The organism is Sinomonas mesophila (assembly GCF_001999765.1).
GTDB lineage: Bacteria > Actinomycetota > Actinomycetes > Actinomycetales > Micrococcaceae > Sinomonas > Sinomonas mesophila.
Genome location: NZ_MTIC01000013.1, coordinates 60,136 through 78,855 on the forward strand (window position 1 = coordinate 60,136; position 18,720 = coordinate 78,855).

Genomic DNA, 18,720 nt, shown 5'->3' on the forward strand with positions numbered 1-18,720 from the left:
CGCTCCCCGGGGCCGTTTCCGTTCGCACCCGGATTCACTGGAGGCTAAGTAGTGAACCCACGACCCAGCATATGACAGATTCGTCAAAAAGCCAATAGACCCCGTCAACAATGTGTGAACTCAGGCGTCACATGCGTTACGCAGGCTAGTCCTCGTCCGTGAAGACCCACTCGAACATGTCGAACGTGAACTCGGAGAACGTCCCGTCCTCGGAGACCCACTCGCCGCGCGCGTTGTTCTTGCGGTAGACGATGGGGTCTGGGACGCGCAGGTCCCCGGACCGGAAGCCCCACGTGAACTGCTCCTCCTCGTCCTCGAGGAACATGAGGAATCCCTCATCGTCGACCTCGAGTTCCTCGGGGTCCCAGAAGAAGTGGTACGCCTCCATGAGTTCGCTTCCGCCGAGCGCGAGGTAGAACTCCCGCAGCGCGAGCGGGATCGTGAACGCATGCTCCTCGAGGGCGTCGTCGAGCTCCTCTTCGGAGAGGCCGTCGCTCGGCTGCCAGGGATCCTCGAGGTACTTGGGGACAAGCGCGCGGAACTTCTCCAGGAACATCTCGCTCATGCTGTTCATCCTAGCCGCGCGCAGGGGCCGCGTTTCTGCCACGTAAACCCCCTCAGGGGTACGCTCCCCTCATGACTCACGACTTCCTCGTGGCCTGCGCGCACGGAACCAGCAACACCGAGGGCAAGGCAGCGATCCTCGAGGTCGTCGAGCAGATCCGCGCCGCCCGCCCGGGACTGACGGTCCTGGACGCGTACGTCGATGTCCACGGCCCCGAGCTGCCCGAGGTCGTGGCGGGCCTGCCCGAGGGCGCGCGCGCCGTCGTCGTCCCCCTCCTGCTGACCGTGGGTTACCACGTCAAGGTGGACATCGCGAAGGCCGTCACGTCGCGGCCGGGAACGCTCGCGGCCGGGCCGCTCGGCCCGGACGAGCGCCTCGCCGGGCTGCTCGCCGAGCGCCTCCAGGAGGCGGGCCTCGGGGCGGACGACGCCGTGGTCCTCGCCGCCGCAGGCTCGTCGAACCCGCGCGCGGCGGTCGATATCGAGCGGCTCGCCGACATGCTGCGCCACCGCGTCCCGAACCGCATCCTGCCCGGCTACGGCGCGAGCGCGAGCCCGAGCGTCCCCGAGGCAGTCGCGGAGCTGCGCGAGGAGGAGGTAGGCCGCATCGTCGTGGCGAGCTACCTCCTCGCCCCCGGGTACTTCCACGACCAGCTGGCCAAGGCCGGCGCCGACGCCGTCGCCGCGCCGCTCCTGCCGTCCCCCGTCATCGCCGAGCTCGCCCTGGACCGGTACGACGCGGCCCTCGCCGCCGCGCAGTGACCCCGGGCGCAGCGACACCGCGCTCGACGACTGGCCCCACCCCCGAGCTCGCGGGGCGGCCCGCCATCCTCGTCGTGCTCGTCGCCGCGATGGGCGTCGGGCCCCTGCTCAACTATGGCCTGAGCGCCGTGAGCCCCCTCATCATCGCGGACCTCGGCATCAGCCAGTCCCAGTTCGGCATCCTCGCCGGGGCGGTGTTCGCGTCCGCGGCGGTCAGCAGCTTCTCGCTCGGGCGGCTCAGCGACCGCACGACGACGCGCCAGCAGCTCGTCGTCATCTTCGGCGGGACCGCCGTCGCGCTCGTCGCCGCGGCCCTCGCAGGCAGCTACTGGCTCCTGCTCGCGGCCTCGCTCCTGGCCGGGCCCGCGCAGTCGCTCTCGAACCCCACGACCAACCGCGTCATCGTCACGGACGTCCCGCACGCCAAGCGCGCAGGCTGGATCGGCGTCAAGCAGTCCGGCGTCCAGGCGAGCCAGCTCTTCGCCGGCCTCTTCTTCCCCGCCATCTCGCTGTGGCTCGGCTGGCACGGAGCCTTCGGCCTCGCCGCCGCCGTCGCCCTCGGGCTCCTCGCGTTCGGGCTCCTGACGGTCCCGCGGCAGCCGCCCCGTCCGCGCACGGCGAAGCGCGGCTCGGGCGGCACGCTCGGCTTCCCCGTGTGGCTCTTCGCGGGTTTCGCGTTCTGCTCGGGCCTGGGCATGCAGGCCACGAACGTCTACCTGCCGCTCTTCGCCGTGCGGGAGCTCGGCTTCCCCCTCGTCCTCGCGGGCGCGGCCGCGGGCGTCTCGGGGATCGTCGGGGTCACCTCGCGCATCATGTGGGGGCGCCGCATGGCCCGCGGCGCGCGGCCCTCCGGCCTCCTTGCGGTCCTCGCCGTGGGAGCGGTTGCGGGCATCGCGTGCCTGCTCGGGGCGGGGGCGTGGCACGCGCCCGCGCTCCTGTGGGCCGGCGTCGCGCTCCACGGGGCGACCGTGCTGGGAGCCAACGTCATCACGAACGCCGCCGTGCTCGTCGTCGTGCCCGCCGAGCGCATCGGCGCGGCCTCCGGCGTCCTCTCGATGGGCATGTACGCCGGCTTCGCGCTCGGGCCGCTGCTCATGGGCGTCCTCGCCGACGCCACGGGCGCGTTCGACGCCGGGTGGGTCGCCGTGGGTGCCGGCTACGCCGTCTGCCTCCTGCTCGCCCTGTGGCTCCGCCGCTACGGCGCGACGCACCCGTGGAGCTCGTTCCAGCGCTAGGTGAGTCAAGCCTTCCCCGTCACAATGCGCGGGTATGCGACGAAATGTGTCCTCGGGTGACCCTCCGTGTCACAGGGCGTAGGGCGGGACCGCGTGGCGTCCGTACCCTCGAATGCATGAGTGAGACTGCTGCACCCGAGCGCACGGAGCGATCCGCCCGCGCGGCCGAGGCCCCGGCGCGGCCGGCCCGTCCCCGCGCGTCCAAGCCCAACGGGCAGTGGAAGGTGGACGGGACCACCCCGCTCAACGCCAACGAGGCCTGGAAGCAGGAGGACGGCGGGCTCAGCGTCCGCGAGCGCATCGAGACGATCTACGCCCAGGGCGGCTTCGACTCGATCGACCCGACCGACCTGCACGGCCGCTTCCGCTGGTGGGGCCTCTACACCCAGCGCAAGCCCGGGATCGACGGCGGCAAGACCGCCACGCTTGAGCCGCACGAGCTCGAGGACCGCTACTTCATGATGCGCGTGCGCATCGACGGCGGCGCGCTCACCACCGAGCAGCTGCGTGTCATCGGCCAGATCTCGGTCGACTTCGCGCGCGGCACTGCGGACATCACCGACCGCCAGAACATCCAGCTCCACTGGGTCGAGGTCGAGGACGTGCCGGAGATCTGGCGCCGCCTCGAGTCCGTGGGCCTCTACACGACCGAGGCCTGCGGCGACGTCCCGCGCGTCATCCTCGGCTCGCCCGTGGCCGGCATCGCCGCGGACGAGATCCTCGACCCGACGCCGCAGATCCAGGAGATCGCCGAGCGCTACATCGGCGACGAGTCCTTCGCGAACCTGCCGCGCAAGTTCAAGTCCGCGATCACGGGCCACCCGTCCCAGGACGTCGTGCACGAGATCAACGACATCGCGCTCGTCGGCGTCGTGCACCCCGAGCTCGGCCCCGGCTACGACCTGTGGGTCGGCGGCGGGCTCTCGACGGCGGCGCACCTCGCCGTGCGCCTCGGCACCTTCGTCGAGCCCTCCCGCGCCGCCGAGGTGTGGGCCGGCGTCACGAGCATCTTCCGCGACTACGGCTACCGCCGCCTGCGCAACCGGGCCCGCCTCAAGTACCTCGTCCAGGACTGGGGTGCCGAGAAGTTCCGCCAGGTCCTCGAGACCGAGTACCTCTCCGCGCCGCTCCCGGACGGCCCCGCCGCCGTCAAGCCGTCGACGCCGGGCGACCACGTGGGCGTGCACGCGCAGAAGGACGGGAAGTTCTACATCGGCGCGACGCCGACCGTGGGCCGCGTCTCGGGCGAGATCCTGCTCCAGCTCGCGGACCTCATCGAGGCCCACGGCTCCCAGCGCCTGCGCACGACCCCGCACCAGAAGCTCGTCGTCCTCGACATCGAGAAGGACCGCGTCGACTCGCTGGTCGCGGGCCTCGAGGAGCTCGGCCTCTACGCGAACCCGAGCCCGTGGCGCCGCTCGACGATCGCCTGCACGGGCATCGAGTACTGCAAGCTCGCGATCGTGGACACGAAGGACACCGCGACCGCGGCGGTGGCCGAGCTCGAGAAGCGCTTCGCGGACGCGCCGGCCAAGGACGGCAGCGGCGCCGACGCGCTGCTCAAGCCGCTGACCCTGCACGTCAACGGCTGCCCGAACTCGTGCGCCCGCATCCAGACCGCGGACATCGGCCTCAAGGGCCAGCTCCTGCCGGACGGCAACGGCGGCCAGACCCCCGGCTTCCAGGTGCACCTCGGCGGCGGCCTCGCCTCCGACACGCGCGAGGAGGCCGGCACCGGCCGCACCGTGCGCGGCCTCAAGGTCACCGCGGAGGACCTGCCCGACTACGTCGAGCGCGTCACCCGCCGCTACCACGCCGACCGCACCGGCGAGGAGCAGAGCTTCGCCGAGTGGGCCCTGTCCGCAGACGAGGAGGCCCTGCAGTGACCGGTGACGCCACGGCAATCAAGCCCAGCAAGCGCTCCATCGAGGAGCTCAAGGCCCTCGCCGAGGCCGGCGCCGCCGAGCTCGGCTGGGACGCCTCCGCCCAGGAGGTCATCGGCTGGGTGGCGCGGAACTTCGCGACCGAGGCCACCGCCGTCGCGTGCTCGATGGCCGACGCCGTCCTGCCGGCGCTCGTCGCGGACCAGCTGCCCGGCGTCGACGTCCTCTTCCTCGACACTGGCTATCACTTCCCGGAGACGTACCAGACCCGGAACGAGGTAGCCGAGAACCTGCGCGTGACCATCGTCGACGTGACGCCGAAGCAGACCGTCGCCGAGCAGGACGCCGCCGAGGGCAAGGACCTCTTCGCCCGCGACCCCGGCCGCTGCTGCGCGCTGCGGAAGGTCGAGCCGCTCAGCCGGTCCCTGGCCGGCTACGAGCTGTGGTTCACCGGCGTCCGCCGCGACGAGTCCCCGACCCGCACGAACACGCCGCTCGTGACGTGGGACGAGAAGAACGGCCTCGTCAAGGTCAACCCGGTCGCGCCGTGGACCTTCGAGGCGCTCGTCGAGTACTCCGAGGACAACCTCCTGCCGGTCAACCCCCTCCTTTCGAAGGGCTACCTGTCGATCGGCTGCGCGCCCTGCACGCGGCCCGTCGCCCCAGGAGAAGACCCCCGTGCCGGGCGCTGGTCCGGCACCGACAAGACAGAATGCGGGCTCCACGTATGAGCACTCGAGTTGAAGAGACGGTAGACAGCGTGACGCAGGAGTTCCCCGTGGCCGAGCGGGCCGAGGAGCAGGAGGCCGTGGCCGCCGAAGTCGGCCCGGCCCTGCCCCTGCTCGACGCCCTCGAGGCAGAGGCCATCCACATCATCCGCGAGGTCGTCGCCGAGTTCGAGCGCCCCGCGATGCTGTTCTCGGGCGGCAAGGACTCGGTCGTCATGCTCCACCTCGCCGCGAAGGCCTTCTGGCCGGGCAAGGTGCCCTTCCCCGTGCTGCACGTGGACACAGGCCACAACTTCCCCGAGGTCCTCGACTTCCGTGACAGGACCGTCGAGCGCCTGGGCCTCAAGCTCGTCGTCGGCTCCGTGCAGGAGTTCATCGACCGCGGCGAGCTGGCCGAGCGCGCCGACGGCACGCGCAACCCGCTGCAGACCGTGCCCCTGCTGGATGCGATCGAGCGGAACAAGTTCGACGCCGTGTTCGGCGGCGGCCGCCGCGACGAGGACAAGGCTCGCGCCAAGGAGCGCATCCTGTCCCTGCGCGACGAGTTCGGCCAGTGGGACCCGCGCAACCAGCGCCCCGAGCTGTGGAACCTGTACAACGGCCGCCACACCGTCGGCCAGCACGTGCGGGCCTTCCCGATCAGCAACTGGACCGAGCTGGACATCTGGCGGTACATCGCCCGCGAGAACATCGAGCTGCCCTCGATCTACTACGCGCACGACCGCGAGGTGTTCCAGCGTGACGGCATGTGGCGCGCGATCGGCGAGTTCTCCCAGCCTCGCCCGGACGAGGACGTCGTCGTGAAGACGGTCCGGTACCGCACCGTCGGCGACATGTCCTGCACCGGCGCCGTGCTCTCGGACGCCTTCACGGTGGACGACGTCGTCCGCGAGGTCGCCGCCTCGACCCTCACCGAGCGCGGGGCCACCCGCGCCGACGACCGCATCTCCGAAGCGGCGATGGAAGACCGCAAGAAGGACGGGTACTTCTGATGACCTCGACCCCGATCGACATCGTCGAGTCCGCGGAGGCGGTGCTGGGCTCCGGCTCGCTCTTCCGGTTCGCCACCGCCGGCTCCGTCGACGACGGCAAGTCCACCCTCGTGGGGCGCCTCCTGCACGACTCGAAGGCGATCCTCGCCGACCAGCTCGACGCCGTCGCCCGCACCTCCGCGGACCGCGGCTTCGGCGGCGAGAAGGGCGGCCTGGACCTGGCCCTCCTCACCGACGGCCTCCGCGCCGAGCGCGAGCAGGGCATCACCATCGACGTCGCGTACCGCTACTTCGCGACCGACCGCCGCAACTTCATCCTCGCGGACTGCCCGGGCCACGTGCAGTACACCAAGAACACGGTGACGGGCGCGTCCACCGCGGACGCCGTCGTCGTGCTCATCGACGCCCGCAAGGGCGTGCTCGAGCAGACCCGCCGGCACCTCTCCGTCGTTGCGCTCCTGCGCGTGCCGCACGTCGTCGTGGCCGTGAACAAGATCGACCTCGTGGACTTCTCCGAGCCCGTGTTCTCGGAGATCGCCGAGGACGTCGCCCGCGTGGCCGGCGAGCTCGGTCTCCGCGACGCCGTCGCGGTGCCGGTCTCCGCGCTCGACGGCGACAACGTCGTCGACCGCTCCAACCGCACCCCGTGGTACGCCGGGCCGACGCTGCTCGAGCTCCTCGAGACGCTGCCGAGCACCGACGAGCTGGACGACGAGCACGAGGCGTTCCGCTTCCCGGTCCAGACCGTGATCCGGCCGCAGGGAGCGCTCGCGCCCGGGCTCGACGAGGACGAGTTCCGCGACTACCGCGCCTACGCGGGCCAGGTGACCGAGGGCGTCGTGCGCGTCGGCGACCGCGTCGCCGTCGTGACCCCCGGCCAGGCGCCGCGCGAGACCACCGTGGTGGGGATCGACGTCGCCGGCCGCTCGCTCGAGGAGGCCGCCGCGCCGCAGTCCGTCGCGCTGCGCCTCGCCGACGAGTTCGACGTCGCGCGCGGCGACACGATCGCCGCCGCCGGCACGCTGCCTGAGAGCTCCGCGGACCTTTACGGCTCGCTGGCCTGGCTCTCGACCAAGCCGCTGCGCGAGGGCGCGAAGGTGTACGTCAAGCACGGCACCTCGACCGTGCGCGGCCTCGTGCGCGCCGTGACCGGCAAGCTCGACCTCGAGTCCTTCGAGGTGTCCCCGGCGTCGGGCCTCGAGCTCAACGACATCGGCGAGGTCCAGATCCGCCTGGCCGCGCCGCTGCCGCTCGAGCCGTACGCGACGCACCGCCGCACCGGCGCGTTCCTCGTGATCGACCCGCAGGACGGCAACACGCTCGCCGCCGGCATGGTCGGCACGCACCCGGGCGACACCGAGGACGAGCGGTACTGGATCTGAGGTCCTGACCCTCGCACGCACGACGGCGCCCGCCCCTTTCATCTCGGAAGGGTGACGGGCGCCGCCGTCGTCTCTACACTCGGTTGCGTCCTTGACTGACGGCGCGCCACAGCGCTGGGGCGAAAGAGGGGAACCGACATGAGCTCGATCGTGGTCCAGGCGTTCATGACACTCGACGGCGTCGTCCAGGGGCCCGGCGGATCCGACGAGGACCGGGAGGAGGGCTTCGAGCACGGGGGCTGGCAGTTCGAGTACGAGGGCGACGACACCGTCCAGCAGTGGGAGAGCAGGACGGAGGCCCTGCTGCTCGGGCGCAAGACCTATGAGATCTTCGCCAACTCGTGGGGCGTGTGGGACGAGGACGCCGAAGGCTTCGAGGGGGAGCTGACGAGGCTCTACAACCGCATCCCGAAGTACGTCGCATCACGCACGCTGAGCGAGCTCGGCTGGAAGAACTCCCACCTCCTGGGCCCCGACGTCCCCGGAGCGGTGCAGAAGCTCCGCGAGGAGCCGGGCGGCGAAATCCGGGTGTGGGGCAGCACCCAGCTGATCAGGACCCTGGCCGAGCACGGCCTCGTCGACGAGTACCGGCTCATCGTCCACCCGCTCGTGCTGGGCACGGGCAAGAAGCTGTTCTCCGACGGCTTCCCGGTCTCCCGGCTGGCCCTCGTCGAGTCGCGCGCCATTCCCTCTGGGCTGGTGATCAACACCTATCGGCCCGCCGCCAGCGGGTGAACCCCCTCGCCGCCGCCCTCGCCGCGGGGGAGACGCTCGTGCTCGACGGCGCGCTGGCCACCGAGCTCGAGGCCCGCGGCTGCGACCTGGGCGACCCGCTGTGGTCCGCCAAGGTCCTCCTCGAGGCGCCGGGGATCATCGCCGCCGTCCACCGGGACTACTTCCGCGCGGGCGCGCGCGTCGCGACGACAGCGAGCTACCAGGCCTCGGTGCCCGGCTTCGCGAGGCGAGGCCTGAGCGAGGAGGAGGCGCTCGGCGTCGTGCGCGAGAGCGTGCGGCTCGCCGAGGGCGCCCGCCGCGACCACCGCACCGAGCACCCTGAGGGGCCGCCGCTCTTCGTCGCCGGCTCCGTGGGCCCGTACGGCGCCTACCTCGCGGACGGCTCGGAGTACCGCGGCGACTACGCGCTCACGCGCGATGAATTCCTCGACTTCCACCGGCCGCGCGCCGAGGCGCTCCTGGACGCGGGCGCAGACATCTTAGCGTGCGAGACGCTGCCGAACGCCGCCGAGGTGCTCGTCCTGGCCGACCTCGTCGAGGAGCTCGGCGCGCACGCGTGGTTCAGCGTCACGCTCCGCGACGCCGGTCACCTGAGCGACGGGACGCCGCTGGCCCGCCTTGCGGAGGAGCTCGCGGGCCGGCCAGGCGTCGCCGCCATCGGCGTCAACTGCGTCCCGCCGGCGCTCGTCGGTCCCGCCCTCGCCGAGCTCGCCGCGCGCACAGACCTGCCGCTCGTGGCGTACCCGAATTCGGGCGAGGGCTACGATGCGGCGACGCGCACCTGGGGGACGGGGACGCACGACGCCGGCCTGCTCGCCTCGCGCGCGGGGGAGTGGGCGGCGCTCGGGGCGCGGCTCATCGGCGGCTGCTGCCGCACGACGCCGGCGGACATCGCCGCCCTCGCTCGCGCGGCCGGCTGAGCCAATCCGAACCCAGATCGGTCCGTTTTCGCGGGTAGCCCTACCCCCGACGCACATGATCCAATGGGCGGTGTTCGACCGGTCGCCCGAGTCCGACGCCGGCCTCGGGGAGAGGAAGGATGACGATGACCGACAGCAAGCAGGACGGATCCCCGGCCGCCACCTCGCACGGCAGCGAGAGCGAGAACCCGGCGATCGACTCGCCACAGCCCAAGGCCCATCGGCCGCGGACAAACTCGGACTGGTGGCCGAACCAGCTCGACCTCTCCGTGCTCCACGCGCATCACCCGGCGGGCAACCCCCTCGGCCAGGGCTTCAGCTACCGCGAAGAATTCCAGAAGCTCGATGTCGACGCCCTGAAGCAGGACATCATCGACGTCCTGACCACGCCGCAGGACTGGTGGCCCGCCGACTTCGGCCACTATGGCGGCCTCATGATCCGCCTGAGCTGGCACGCCGCCGGCACCTACCGCGTCTACGACGGCCGGGGCGGGGCCGGCGACGGCGGGCAGCGGTTCGCGCCGCTGAACAGCTGGCCGGACAATGCCAACCTCGACAAGGCCCGGCGCCTGCTGTGGCCCGTGAAGCAGAAGTACGGCCAGAAGGTCTCGTGGGCCGACCTGCTCGTCCTCGCCGGCAACGTCGCGCTCGAGTCGATGGGGTTCAAGACCTTCGGGTTCGCCTTCGGCCGCGAGGACGTGTGGGAGCCCGAGGAGATCTTCTGGGGGCCGGAGGACGCGTGGCTCGGCGACGAGCGCTACGTGGGCGAGGGGAAGATGGCCCCCGTCGTCGGCGCCACCGAGATGGGCCTCATCTACGTCAACCCCGAGGGCCCCAAGGGCAACCCGGACCCGGCCGCGGCCGCGGCGTTCATCCGCGAGACCTTCGGGCGCATGGCCATGAACGACGAGGAGACCGTGGCCCTCATCGCGGGTGGCCACACCTTCGGCAAGACCCACGGCGCGGGCGCGGCCGACCCGCACGTCGGCCCGGAGCCTGAGGGCGCCAATCTCGAGGCGCAGGGGCTCGGATGGCTCAGCACCCACGGCACGGGCAAGGGGGCGGACACGATCACCTCGGGACTCGAGGTCACGTGGACCGACCGGCCGACGCAGTGGAGCAACCGGTTCTTCGAGATCCTCTTCGAGTACGAGTGGGAGTTGACCAAGAGCCCCGCCGGTGCCCACCAGTGGGTGGCCAAGGACGGCCCGGAGATCATCCCGAACGCGTACGACCCGGAGAAGAAGCACCGCCCGACGATGCTCACGACGGATCTCTCGCTGCGCATCGACCCGACCTACGAGAAGATCTCCCGGCGCTTCCTCGAGAACCCCGACGAGTTCGCCCTCGCTTTCGCCAAGGCCTGGTACAAGCTCCTGCACCGCGACATGGGCCCCGTCGGACCGCACCTGCTCGGGCCCTGGGTCCCCGAGCCGCAGCTCTGGCAGGACCCGATCCCCGCCGTCGACCACGGGCTCATCGACGAGCAGGACATCGCATCCCTCAAGGCCAAGCTCCTGGATTCCGGTCTGTCGCCCGCCCAGCTCATCGGCACCGCGTGGGCGGCGGCGTCGACCTTCCGGAAGACCGACCGGCGCGGCGGGGCCAACGGCGCGCGCATCCGGCTCGAGCCCCAGCGCGGCTGGGAGACCAGCCAGCCCGAGCAGCTGGGCACCGTGCTGCAGGCGCTCGAGGGGGTGCAGGAGGCGTTCAACGGTGACCAGAACGGCGGCAAGAAGGTCTCCCTCGCGGACCTGATCGTCCTCGGAGGCTGCGCGGCGGTGGAGAAGGCGGCGAAGGACGCCGGCTTCGACGTGACGGTTCCGTTCCGGCCGGGCCGGGCGGACGCCTCGCAGGAGCAGACCGATGTCCAGTCCTTCCAGTACCTCCAGCCGCGGTCGGACGGCTTCCGCAACTACGTCCGCCCGGGGGAGAAGCTCCAGCCGGAGACGCTCCTGGTCGACAAGGCGTACCTGCTCGACCTGTCGGCGCCCGAGATGACGGCGCTGCTCGGCGGCATGCGGGCGCTCGGCACGAACCTCGGCGGCTCGCAGCACGGGGTCCTGACCGACCGGCCCGGGGTCCTGACGAACGACTTCTTCGTCAACCTCCTGTCCCCGGGGACGCAGTGGAAGGCCTCCGAGGGCGAGGAGGGCGTCTACGAGATCCGGGATGTGGGATCGGGAGAGCTCACGTGGACCGCGACCGCCGTCGACCTGGTCTTCGGCTCCAACTCCCAGCTGCGCGCACTGGCCGAGGTCTATGCGAGCGAGGACGCGCGGGAGAAGTTCGTGCGCGACTTCGTGGCGGCCTGGTCGAAGGTCATGGAGCTGGACCGCTTCGACCTGCGCTGACGTCGTCCTGCGCTGATCTGTGCACCCGGACCGGCCGCTTCGGCGGCCGGTCCGGTTCGTCGTGCCCCCGGCGCACGACGCCGGCCTCGCAGCGTGCGCTGCGGGCGCACCTGAGGACAGCCTTCACGCTGGATGTCATGCCTCGGTAGACTCCGGTCAGAACAGGCCGCCGGGGGCGGCGCACCGACGATTCGGGGGATGTCAATGGCGCTCCGCCGCACGCTCCGCACGGCTTTGCCCGCACTTGCCGCCGCCAGCGCCCTGGCCCTGACGGGCTGCACAGGGGGCTCGACAGCGAACCCCTCGCCGAGCGAGACGGCGAACCCGGCCACCTCGACCATCGACGCCCGCCCGACCCCGGCGTCGTCGACAGAGCCGGCCCGCAACATCCCGGTGCCGGAACTGCCGGAGGCGGCGAAGCAGAACACGAAGGAAGGCTTCGAAGCCTTCGTGCGGCACTACATTTCGTTGCTCGATTACGCCTATCAGACCGGTGACACGGAGCCCGCACTGGACCATGCCGGCGCTGGATGCACCATGTGTGGAACCTCTGCGAAGAGCATCGACGCGGCAACCGCGGCGGGCGGCTGGATCATCGGGGGACGCCTGACTCTCTCTGGGTTCTCCACCGACGGGATCCCCGACGCCAACGGTCTGTGGACAGCGGAAGTCGAACTCCATCAGACAGAGACCAGCAACGTCTCTCAATCCGGCAGCGTCTCGGCGCTGGCGCCAGCAGCTTCGGCGACGGTTCTCGCCACAGCCGAATATGCCAACGGCCGCTGGTCGATGTCAGACCTCGGAGTGCCAACCGAAGCTCACCAGTGAAGGCAAGGACCGGTCTCGCGACGAGACCGGTGCTCCCTCCCGAGACCGGTCGGTCAACCACCGGCCTCGCAGCCGGGGACCGGTCTCGCCGCCGCGCCCGTCGAACTGCCCCCACCGGCAGCCCCGTGTGACGCTCCGTGACGCAACGTGACCGCCCGTGACCGCACCCTTGGGACGGACCACCCGCGTCCCTACGCTTGAACGCATGATCCCGCAGTTGCCTGCCCGTTGCCGGGGCGCCACGCCCCGATGTCGGGCCCGTCGATAGGCCCCATCCAGAGACCTGCGACCCCTGCGAGACCAAGGACCCTTCATGAGCGAGACCACCAAGACCCCCGAGACCGTGCGCATTACGGCGGAATCCGCCGAACAGGAGGCCAAGAGCGGCCGAGGCCTCAAGATCGGGATCGCCGCCGCCGTCGTGCTCCTCCTCGGGGCCGGCGCTGCCATCGCCACGGCCACGGCCGGCGCCCCACAGTCCCAGCCGTCCCAGAGCGCGGCCGCCCCCGTCGGGACGCCGGCCCCGCAGCTCCGCCTCGGCTACTTCGGCAACGTCACCCACGCCCCTGCCCTTGTGGGTGTCCAGAACCACCTCGTCGAGGACGCGGTCAAGGCCGCGGGCACGGACACGTTCAGCACCCAGGTGTTCAACGCTGGCCCGGCGGCGATCGAGGCCCTCAACGCGGGCGCGATCGACGCCGCGTACATCGGCCCCAACCCGGCGATCAACTCCTTCGTCAAGAGCAACGGCGAGTCCGTCGCCGTCGTCGCCGGCGCGGCCGCGGGCGGGGCGCAGCTCGTCGTCAAGCCCGAGATCACCTCGCCCGAGCAGCTCAAGGGCAAGGTCCTCGCGAGCCCACAGCTCGGCGGAACCCAGGACGTCGCCCTGCGCGCCTACCTCGCCGAGCACGGCTTCGCCACGACGCCGAACGGCGGCGGTGACGTGACGATCAACCCGACCGAGAACGCCCAGACCCTCAAGCTCTTCACGGACGGCAAACTCGACGGCGCGTGGCTGCCGGAGCCGTGGGCCTCGCGCCTCGTGCTCCAGGCCGGCGCCAAGGTGCTCGTCGACGAGAAGGACCTCTGGGACGGTGAGGGCACGGGCAAGCCGGGCCAGTTCCCGACCACGATCCTCATCGTGAACAAGAAGTTCGCCGCCGAGCACCCCCAGACCGTCGAGGCCCTCCTGGCGGGCCACGTCGAGGCCGTGAACTGGCTCAACGGGGCCAGCGCTGCCGACAAGGCGAGCACCATCAACGCCGCGCTCAAGGCCTCCTCGGGCGCCGAGCTCCCTGCGAACGTCATCGACCGGGCCCTCGGCAACATCACCTTCACGACCGACCCGCTCGCGGGGGCCTTCCCCAAGCTCCTGAAGGACGGCGTCACGGCGGGCGTCACGAAGGAGGCCAACATCGATGGCCTGTTCGACCTCCGCGTCCTCAACTCAGTGCCTGGCCACGAGAAGGCCAGCGCCGCCGGCCTCGGCCAGGACTGACCGTAGCTTCGGACTCGGCCCGGACCGACCCAGTCCAGGAACCACACAGAAGGAACCGACATGACCGTACTGCTCGAGAACCTCGGCAAGCGCTTCGGCGCTGGCGCCCCCGTCCTGGAGGGCGTCAGCGCGAGCATCGCCCAGGGCGAGTTCGTCGCGCTCCTCGGCGCCTCGGGCTGCGGCAAGTCGACCCTGCTGAACATCATCGCCGGCCTCGAGCGCCCCACCTCGGGTGCGCTCGAGGTCCCGGCGGACGGCGCGGCGTTCATGTTCCAGGACGCCGCGCTCTACCCGTGGCTCACGGCCCGCGGCAACATCGAGCTCGCGCTCAAGCTCCGCGGCGTCGGCAAGGCCGAGCGCCGGGCGCGGGCCACGGAGCTCCTCGACCTCGTCCACCTCGGCGAGGCCGGCGACAAGCGCCCGCACGAGCTCTCGGGCGGCATGCGCCAGCGCGTCGCCCTCGCCCGGGCCCTGTCCCAGGACCGCCAGGTCCTGCTCATGGACGAGCCCTTCGCCGCCCTCGATGCCATCACCCGCGACCTCCTCCACGAGGAGCTCACGCGCATCTGGCGCGAAACCGGCCGTACCATCATCTTCGTGACCCACAACGTCCGCGAGGCGATCCGCCTCGGGCAGCGGGTCCTGCTCCTCTCGTCGCGCCCGGGCCGGGTCGTCGCCGAGTGGGCGGTTCCGGAGGAGACGAAGAACGACGCCGCCGCTGTCGCCGCCCTCACGGGGGACGTCACCGCCCGCCTGCGTGAGGAGATTGCACGCCATGCCAAGTAATTCCACCCTCGAGAGGGACACGGTGAGCACTCAAGCACCAGGCCACGCGCAGCCGCAGTCCTCCGACGCGGAGCTGCGGACCCTCGAGGCCGGCCTCGACCATCTCCAGTCGGAAACGTCCCGCCGCCGACGGGACTGGACCCGCGCGCTCCTGCCGATCGCCGCCGTCGTCGTCCTCGTGCTGGCTTGGCAGCTGTACGTGAGCCTCGGGCTCAAGCGCCGCGACCTCGTGCCGGGCCCCTTCGACGTCCTGGCCTCCCTCGCGGAGCTGTGGGCCGAGGGCAAGGTCCAGGAGTCGGTGTGGACCTCGCTCCAGCGCGGCCTGCTCGGCTTCGCGGTGAGCGTCGTCGTCGCGACCCCGCTCGGCCTCCTCCTCGGCCAGGTCAGGACCCTGCGCCGCGCGTTCGGGCCGCTCATCTCGGGCCTGCAGGTCCTGCCGTCCGTCGCGTGGGTCCCGGCCGCGATCATCTGGTTCGGCCTCACGGACGCGACCGTCTACTTCGTGGTGCTCATGGGCGCCATCCCCTCGATCGTCAACGGCCTCGTCTCCGGCATCGACCAGGTCCCTCCGCAGTACCGCTCCGTCGCGAAGGTGCTCGGCGCCTCCCGGGCGGAGCTCGCCCTCCAGGTCATCCTCCCGGCGTCCCTGCCCGGGTACGTCGCGGGGCTCAAGCAGGGCTGGGCGTTCTCCTGGCGCTCGCTCATGGCCGCCGAGATCATCGCCGTGGGCGGCACGATGGGCTTCGGCCTCGGCTCGCTCCTGGACCAGGGCCGCACGCTGAGCGACATGGGCGTCGTCATGAGCGCGATCCTGATCATCCTTTTCGTGGGCATCCTCATCGAGCTCGCCGTCTTCGGCCCGATCGAGCGCCGGCTGCTGGCCCGCCGGGGCCTCCTCTCCGGGAGCACCGGCTAGCCCTCTCCACACGGACAGCCCCCGTGGCCCCGTCTCTCGCGCCCGTCCGGGCGAGGGGCGGGGCCGCTGCCGTGCCGCCCCTGTGTCGCGGACCCGATCCTTTGTGACGCAGGGTTACCTCTCGTGAACGGCTGTGTCGATCTGTTGTCACCGCCGCGGGGGCGGAGCCTACCGTTGATCCATGGCACTCCAGGACCTCTATCCCGCGGCGCTCCGCCTGCTGGGGCGCCCCGTCCTCGTGGTCGGCGGCGGCCGGGTGGCCGCGCGCCGCGCCCAGGGCCTCCTCGACGCCGGCGCGATCGTCACGGTCGTGGCCCCGGACGCGCACGACGACGTCGCCCGCCTCGCGAGCGCCGGCCTCCTCACGCTCGTGCCCCGCGCCTACGAGACCGCGGACCTCGAGGGCGTGTGGTTCGTCCAGACCGCCACGGGCGTCCCCGCCGTCGACGCCCGCGTGGCCGCCGAGGCCGAGGAGCGCCGGATCTGGTGCGTCAACGCCGCCGACCACGAGGCCTCCGCCGCGTGGACCCCCGCCACCGCCCGCGTCGACGACGTCACGATCGCCGTGAACGCCGGGGGAGACCCGCGCCGGGCCAAGGCCCTCAAGGACGCGATCGTCCTCGCCCTGCGCACCGGGAAGCTGCCCCTGCGCCGGCACCGGAAGGGCCACGGCCGCCGTCCCGGCCGCGTGGCCCTCGTCGGCGGCGGTCCCGGCGACCCCGGGCTCATCACCGTGCGCGGGCGCCAGCTCCTCGCGGAGGCCGACGTCGTCGTCGCCGACCGCCTCGGCCCCCGGGACCTGCTCTCCGAGCTCAGCGAGGGCGTTCGCGTGATCGAGGTCGGCAAGGCGCCCGGCGCCCACCAGGCCACCCAGTCCGAGATCAACGCGATCCTCGTGCGCGAGGCCCGGGCAGGGCACGTCGTCGTCCGCCTCAAGGGCGGGGACCCGTACGTCCTCGGCCGGGGCGGCGAGGAGGCCGAGTACTGCCGCGAGCACGGCGTCGACGTCGAGGTGGTCCCGGGCGTCACGAGCGCCGTCTCGGTCCCCGCGGCCGCCGGCATCCCAGTCACGCATCGTGGCCTCGCCACGGGCTTCAGCGTCGCGACGGGGCACGACGAGCTCGCAGAGCTCCCGGCCCGGCCCGACCACACCATCGTGCTCCTCATGGGCGTGCGCCGGCTCGCGGAGTCTGTGGCCGTCCTGCGCTCGCGGGGGCTCGGCGCGGACACGCCGGTCGCCGTCGTCGAGCGCGGCTGGACGCCCGAGCAGCGCGTCACCATCGCCACCCTCGGTACCATCGTTGACCGGGCCCGCGCGGTCGGCGTCGCGAACCCCGCCGTCGTCGTGATCGGCGACGTCGTGCGCGTGAGCCCGTACGCCCGCGCACACTTCCCGGCACCCCTGGCCTCCCGCACGACCCCCTGACCACCAGCACCTTTCGTCCTGACGAGAACCAACAGAAGGAACACAGCCGTGTCGAACACCCCCCTCGCTCAGCGCGCGCTCCGCGTCGCCGTCATCGGCTCGGGCCCCGCCGGCGTCTACGCCGCCGACCTCCTGACCAAGAGCGCGCCCGTCGCCTCCGGCGAGCTCACGCTGAGCATCGACCTCTTCGACCGCTACCCGGCGCCGTACGGCCTCATCCGCTACGGCGTCGCCCCGGACCACCCCCGCATCAAGGGCATCGTCAACGCCCTGCACAAGGTCCTGGACCGCGGCGACATCCGGTTCTTCGGCAACGTCGACTACGGCACGGACCTGAGCATCGAGGACCTCCGCAAGCACTACGACGCCGTCATCTTCGCCACCGGCGCGATCAAGGACGCGGACCTCAACATCCCCGGTGTCGAGCTCGAGGGCTCCTTCGGCGCGGCCGACTTCGTCTCGTGGTACGACGGCCACCCGGACGTCCCGCGCGAGTGGCCGCTCGAGGCCAAGGAGATCGCGGTCATCGGCAACGGCAACGTGGCGCTCGACGTCGCGCGCGTCCTCTCGAAGCACGCGGACGAGCTGCTCGTGACCGAGATCCCGGACAACGTGTACCGGATCCTCAAGGAGTCCCCCGTCACCGACGTGCACGTCTTCGGCCGCCGCGGCCCCGCCCAGGTCAAGTTCACGCCGCTTGAGCTGCGCGAGCTCTCGCACAGCCACGACGTCGACATCGTCCTCTACCCGGAGGACTTCGAGTTTGACGAGGCTTCAGACCGCGAGATCCAGACCAACAACCAGGTCAAGACCATGGTCGGCACGCTGACGAACTGGATCGCCGAGCAGCCCGAGGAGCCTGAAGAGCTCACGGCCTCCCGCCGCCTGCACCTGCACTTCCTGCAGAGCCCGGTCGAGATCGTCGACTCGCCCGAGACCCCGGGTCAGGTCGCCGGCATCCGCTTCGAGCGCCAGGAGCTCGACGGCACGGGCAACGTCCGCGGCACGGGCGAGTTCCTCGACTACCCGGTCCAGGCCGTGTACCGCGCGATCGGCTACTTCGGCTCGGCCCTGCCGGACGTCGAGTTCGACCACCGCCGCGGCGTCGTGACGAACGACGGCGGGCGCGTCCTCGACGCCGACGGCACCCACGTGCCGGGCCTCTACGCCACGGGCTGGATCAAGCGCGGCCCGGTCGGCCTCATCGGCCACACGAAGGGTGACGCCCTCGAGACCGTCGGCTTCCTCCTCGAGGACCGCGAGAACCTGCCCTTCGCGGCCGAGCCCGCCGAGCAGGCCGTGACCGAGCTGCTCGCGGCCCGTGGCGTCGAGTTCACGACGTGGGAGGGCTGGATCTCCCTCGACGCGCACGAGAAGGCCCTCGGCGCCGCCGCCGAGCCGGCTCTCACGCACAAGGGCGAGGTCGCGCGCGAGCGCGTCAAGGTCGTGGCGCGCGACGAGATGGTCGCCATCTCGAACGGCGCGGCGATCACCGCCGGCTGACGCCCGAGGCCTCCCCTCGCCGAGATGGGGTTCTGTGCCGCCGAGATGGGGTGATGGGACGCCGAGATGGGGTCCTGGCAATGCCTGGGCGGACGACGGCGGGACTCGCCTCGCAGGCGCAGGCTGACCTCGCGTTGCGGCCCGCCCGGCTAGCCTCCCTAGCAATATCTGCTGCCCTGAGCCGCTTCTCCTTGCGTAGTTCACCAAG

Annotated in this window: 16 protein-coding genes; 15 read left to right on the plus strand and 1 reads right to left on the minus strand. The window is 71.6% G+C overall.

All coding sequences use genetic code 11. From position 1 onward, the window contains the following. Positions 1 to 145 precede the first annotated feature (145 nt). Positions 146 to 565: a hypothetical protein gene (locus BV907_RS14860; protein WP_077490522.1), complete on the minus strand. Its 420-nt coding sequence runs from the start codon at positions 563 to 565 to the stop codon at positions 146 to 148. 71 nt (positions 566 to 636) lie between these two features. Between BV907_RS14860 and BV907_RS14865 the strand changes: the two genes are divergently transcribed. From BV907_RS14865 to BV907_RS14935, 15 genes are all read left to right on the plus strand, one after another. After that, the gene (locus BV907_RS14865) at positions 637 to 1,326 is read left to right on the plus strand and encodes a sirohydrochlorin chelatase (RefSeq protein WP_077490523.1); all 690 of its coding nucleotides are present in this window, start codon (positions 637 to 639) and stop codon (positions 1,324 to 1,326) included. Then, positions 1,323 to 2,561 carry an MFS transporter gene (locus tag BV907_RS14870; protein ID WP_245828010.1) on the plus strand — a complete coding sequence of 413 codons (1,239 nt, stop codon included), beginning with the start codon at positions 1,323 to 1,325 and terminating at the stop codon, positions 2,559 to 2,561. The genes BV907_RS14865 and BV907_RS14870 overlap by 4 nt, the downstream gene beginning before the upstream one ends. 116 nt (positions 2,562 to 2,677) lie before the next feature. Next, positions 2,678 to 4,447 carry a nitrite/sulfite reductase gene (locus BV907_RS14875; RefSeq protein ID WP_077490524.1) on the plus strand — a complete coding sequence of 590 codons (1,770 nt, stop codon included), beginning with the start codon at positions 2,678 to 2,680 and terminating at the stop codon, positions 4,445 to 4,447. Continuing rightward, complete coding sequence (locus tag BV907_RS14880) at positions 4,444 to 5,175, plus strand: phosphoadenylyl-sulfate reductase (protein ID WP_077490525.1); 732 nt, start codon at positions 4,444 to 4,446, stop codon at positions 5,173 to 5,175. Before BV907_RS14875 ends, BV907_RS14880 begins: the two co-directional genes overlap by 4 nt. After that, the gene (gene cysD, locus BV907_RS14885; protein ID WP_139346806.1) at positions 5,172 to 6,164 is read left to right on the plus strand and encodes a sulfate adenylyltransferase subunit CysD; all 993 of its coding nucleotides are present in this window, start codon (positions 5,172 to 5,174) and stop codon (positions 6,162 to 6,164) included. The genes BV907_RS14880 and cysD overlap by 4 nt, the downstream gene beginning before the upstream one ends. Continuing rightward, positions 6,164 to 7,546, plus strand: a complete 1,383-nt coding sequence (locus tag BV907_RS14890) for a sulfate adenylyltransferase subunit 1 (RefSeq protein ID WP_077490526.1) — start codon at positions 6,164 to 6,166, stop codon at positions 7,544 to 7,546. The genes cysD and BV907_RS14890 overlap by 1 nt, the downstream gene beginning before the upstream one ends. Before the next feature lie 138 nt (positions 7,547 to 7,684). Continuing rightward, on the plus strand, positions 7,685 to 8,281 hold the full coding sequence (locus tag BV907_RS14895) for a dihydrofolate reductase family protein (RefSeq protein ID WP_077490527.1): 597 nt from the start codon (positions 7,685 to 7,687) through the stop codon (positions 8,279 to 8,281). Next, complete coding sequence (gene mmuM, locus BV907_RS14900) at positions 8,278 to 9,201, plus strand: homocysteine S-methyltransferase (RefSeq protein WP_077490528.1); 924 nt, start codon at positions 8,278 to 8,280, stop codon at positions 9,199 to 9,201. The genes BV907_RS14895 and mmuM overlap by 4 nt, the downstream gene beginning before the upstream one ends. A gap of 125 nt (positions 9,202 to 9,326) precedes the next feature. Further along, complete coding sequence (katG, locus tag BV907_RS14905) at positions 9,327 to 11,555, plus strand: catalase/peroxidase HPI (protein ID WP_175637486.1); 2,229 nt, start codon at positions 9,327 to 9,329, stop codon at positions 11,553 to 11,555. A gap of 198 nt (positions 11,556 to 11,753) precedes the next feature. Next, complete coding sequence (locus tag BV907_RS14910) at positions 11,754 to 12,383, plus strand: DUF6318 family protein (protein ID WP_077490530.1); 630 nt, start codon at positions 11,754 to 11,756, stop codon at positions 12,381 to 12,383. A 313-nt stretch (positions 12,384 to 12,696) separates the two neighbouring features. Beyond that, complete coding sequence (locus BV907_RS14915) at positions 12,697 to 13,881, plus strand: ABC transporter substrate-binding protein (RefSeq protein ID WP_077490531.1); 1,185 nt, start codon at positions 12,697 to 12,699, stop codon at positions 13,879 to 13,881. A gap of 60 nt (positions 13,882 to 13,941) precedes the next feature. Further along, positions 13,942 to 14,667 carry an ABC transporter ATP-binding protein gene (locus tag BV907_RS14920; RefSeq protein WP_077490532.1) on the plus strand — a complete coding sequence of 242 codons (726 nt, stop codon included), beginning with the start codon at positions 13,942 to 13,944 and terminating at the stop codon, positions 14,665 to 14,667. Beyond that, positions 14,657 to 15,583 (plus strand): ABC transporter permease, encoded by a 927-nt coding sequence (locus BV907_RS14925; RefSeq protein WP_077490533.1) that lies wholly within the window; start codon positions 14,657 to 14,659, stop codon positions 15,581 to 15,583. Before BV907_RS14920 ends, BV907_RS14925 begins: the two co-directional genes overlap by 11 nt. A 181-nt stretch (positions 15,584 to 15,764) precedes the next feature. After that, positions 15,765 to 17,009, plus strand: a complete 1,245-nt coding sequence (gene cobA, locus BV907_RS14930; protein ID WP_077490534.1) for a uroporphyrinogen-III C-methyltransferase — start codon at positions 15,765 to 15,767, stop codon at positions 17,007 to 17,009. A 48-nt stretch (positions 17,010 to 17,057) separates the two neighbouring features. After that, on the plus strand, positions 17,058 to 18,512 hold the full coding sequence (locus BV907_RS14935; RefSeq protein WP_077490535.1) for an FAD-dependent oxidoreductase: 1,455 nt from the start codon (positions 17,058 to 17,060) through the stop codon (positions 18,510 to 18,512). Positions 18,513 to 18,720 lie beyond the last annotated feature (208 nt).

What these genes read in the sequence shown, in the direction of transcription:
- BV907_RS14860 (WP_077490522.1), bottom strand. Translation starts at nt 565, where the DNA reads ATGAGCGAGATGTTCCTGGAGAAGTTCCGCGCGCTTGTCCCCAAGTAC.
- BV907_RS14865 (WP_077490523.1), top strand. Translation starts at nt 637, where the DNA reads ATGACTCACGACTTCCTCGTGGCCTGCGCGCACGGAACCAGCAACACC.
- BV907_RS14875 (WP_077490524.1), top strand. Translation starts at nt 2,678, where the DNA reads ATGAGTGAGACTGCTGCACCCGAGCGCACGGAGCGATCCGCCCGCGCG.
- cysD (WP_139346806.1), top strand. Translation starts at nt 5,172, where the DNA reads ATGAGCACTCGAGTTGAAGAGACGGTAGACAGCGTGACGCAGGAGTTC.
- BV907_RS14890 (WP_077490526.1), top strand. Translation starts at nt 6,164, where the DNA reads ATGACCTCGACCCCGATCGACATCGTCGAGTCCGCGGAGGCGGTGCTG.
- BV907_RS14895 (WP_077490527.1), top strand. Translation starts at nt 7,685, where the DNA reads ATGAGCTCGATCGTGGTCCAGGCGTTCATGACACTCGACGGCGTCGTC.
- katG (WP_175637486.1), top strand. Translation starts at nt 9,327, where the DNA reads ATGACCGACAGCAAGCAGGACGGATCCCCGGCCGCCACCTCGCACGGC.
- BV907_RS14910 (WP_077490530.1), top strand. Translation starts at nt 11,754, where the DNA reads ATGTCAATGGCGCTCCGCCGCACGCTCCGCACGGCTTTGCCCGCACTT.
- BV907_RS14915 (WP_077490531.1), top strand. Translation starts at nt 12,697, where the DNA reads ATGAGCGAGACCACCAAGACCCCCGAGACCGTGCGCATTACGGCGGAA.
- BV907_RS14920 (WP_077490532.1), top strand. Translation starts at nt 13,942, where the DNA reads ATGACCGTACTGCTCGAGAACCTCGGCAAGCGCTTCGGCGCTGGCGCC.
- BV907_RS14925 (WP_077490533.1), top strand. Translation starts at nt 14,657, where the DNA reads ATGCCAAGTAATTCCACCCTCGAGAGGGACACGGTGAGCACTCAAGCA.
- cobA (WP_077490534.1), top strand. Translation starts at nt 15,765, where the DNA reads ATGGCACTCCAGGACCTCTATCCCGCGGCGCTCCGCCTGCTGGGGCGC.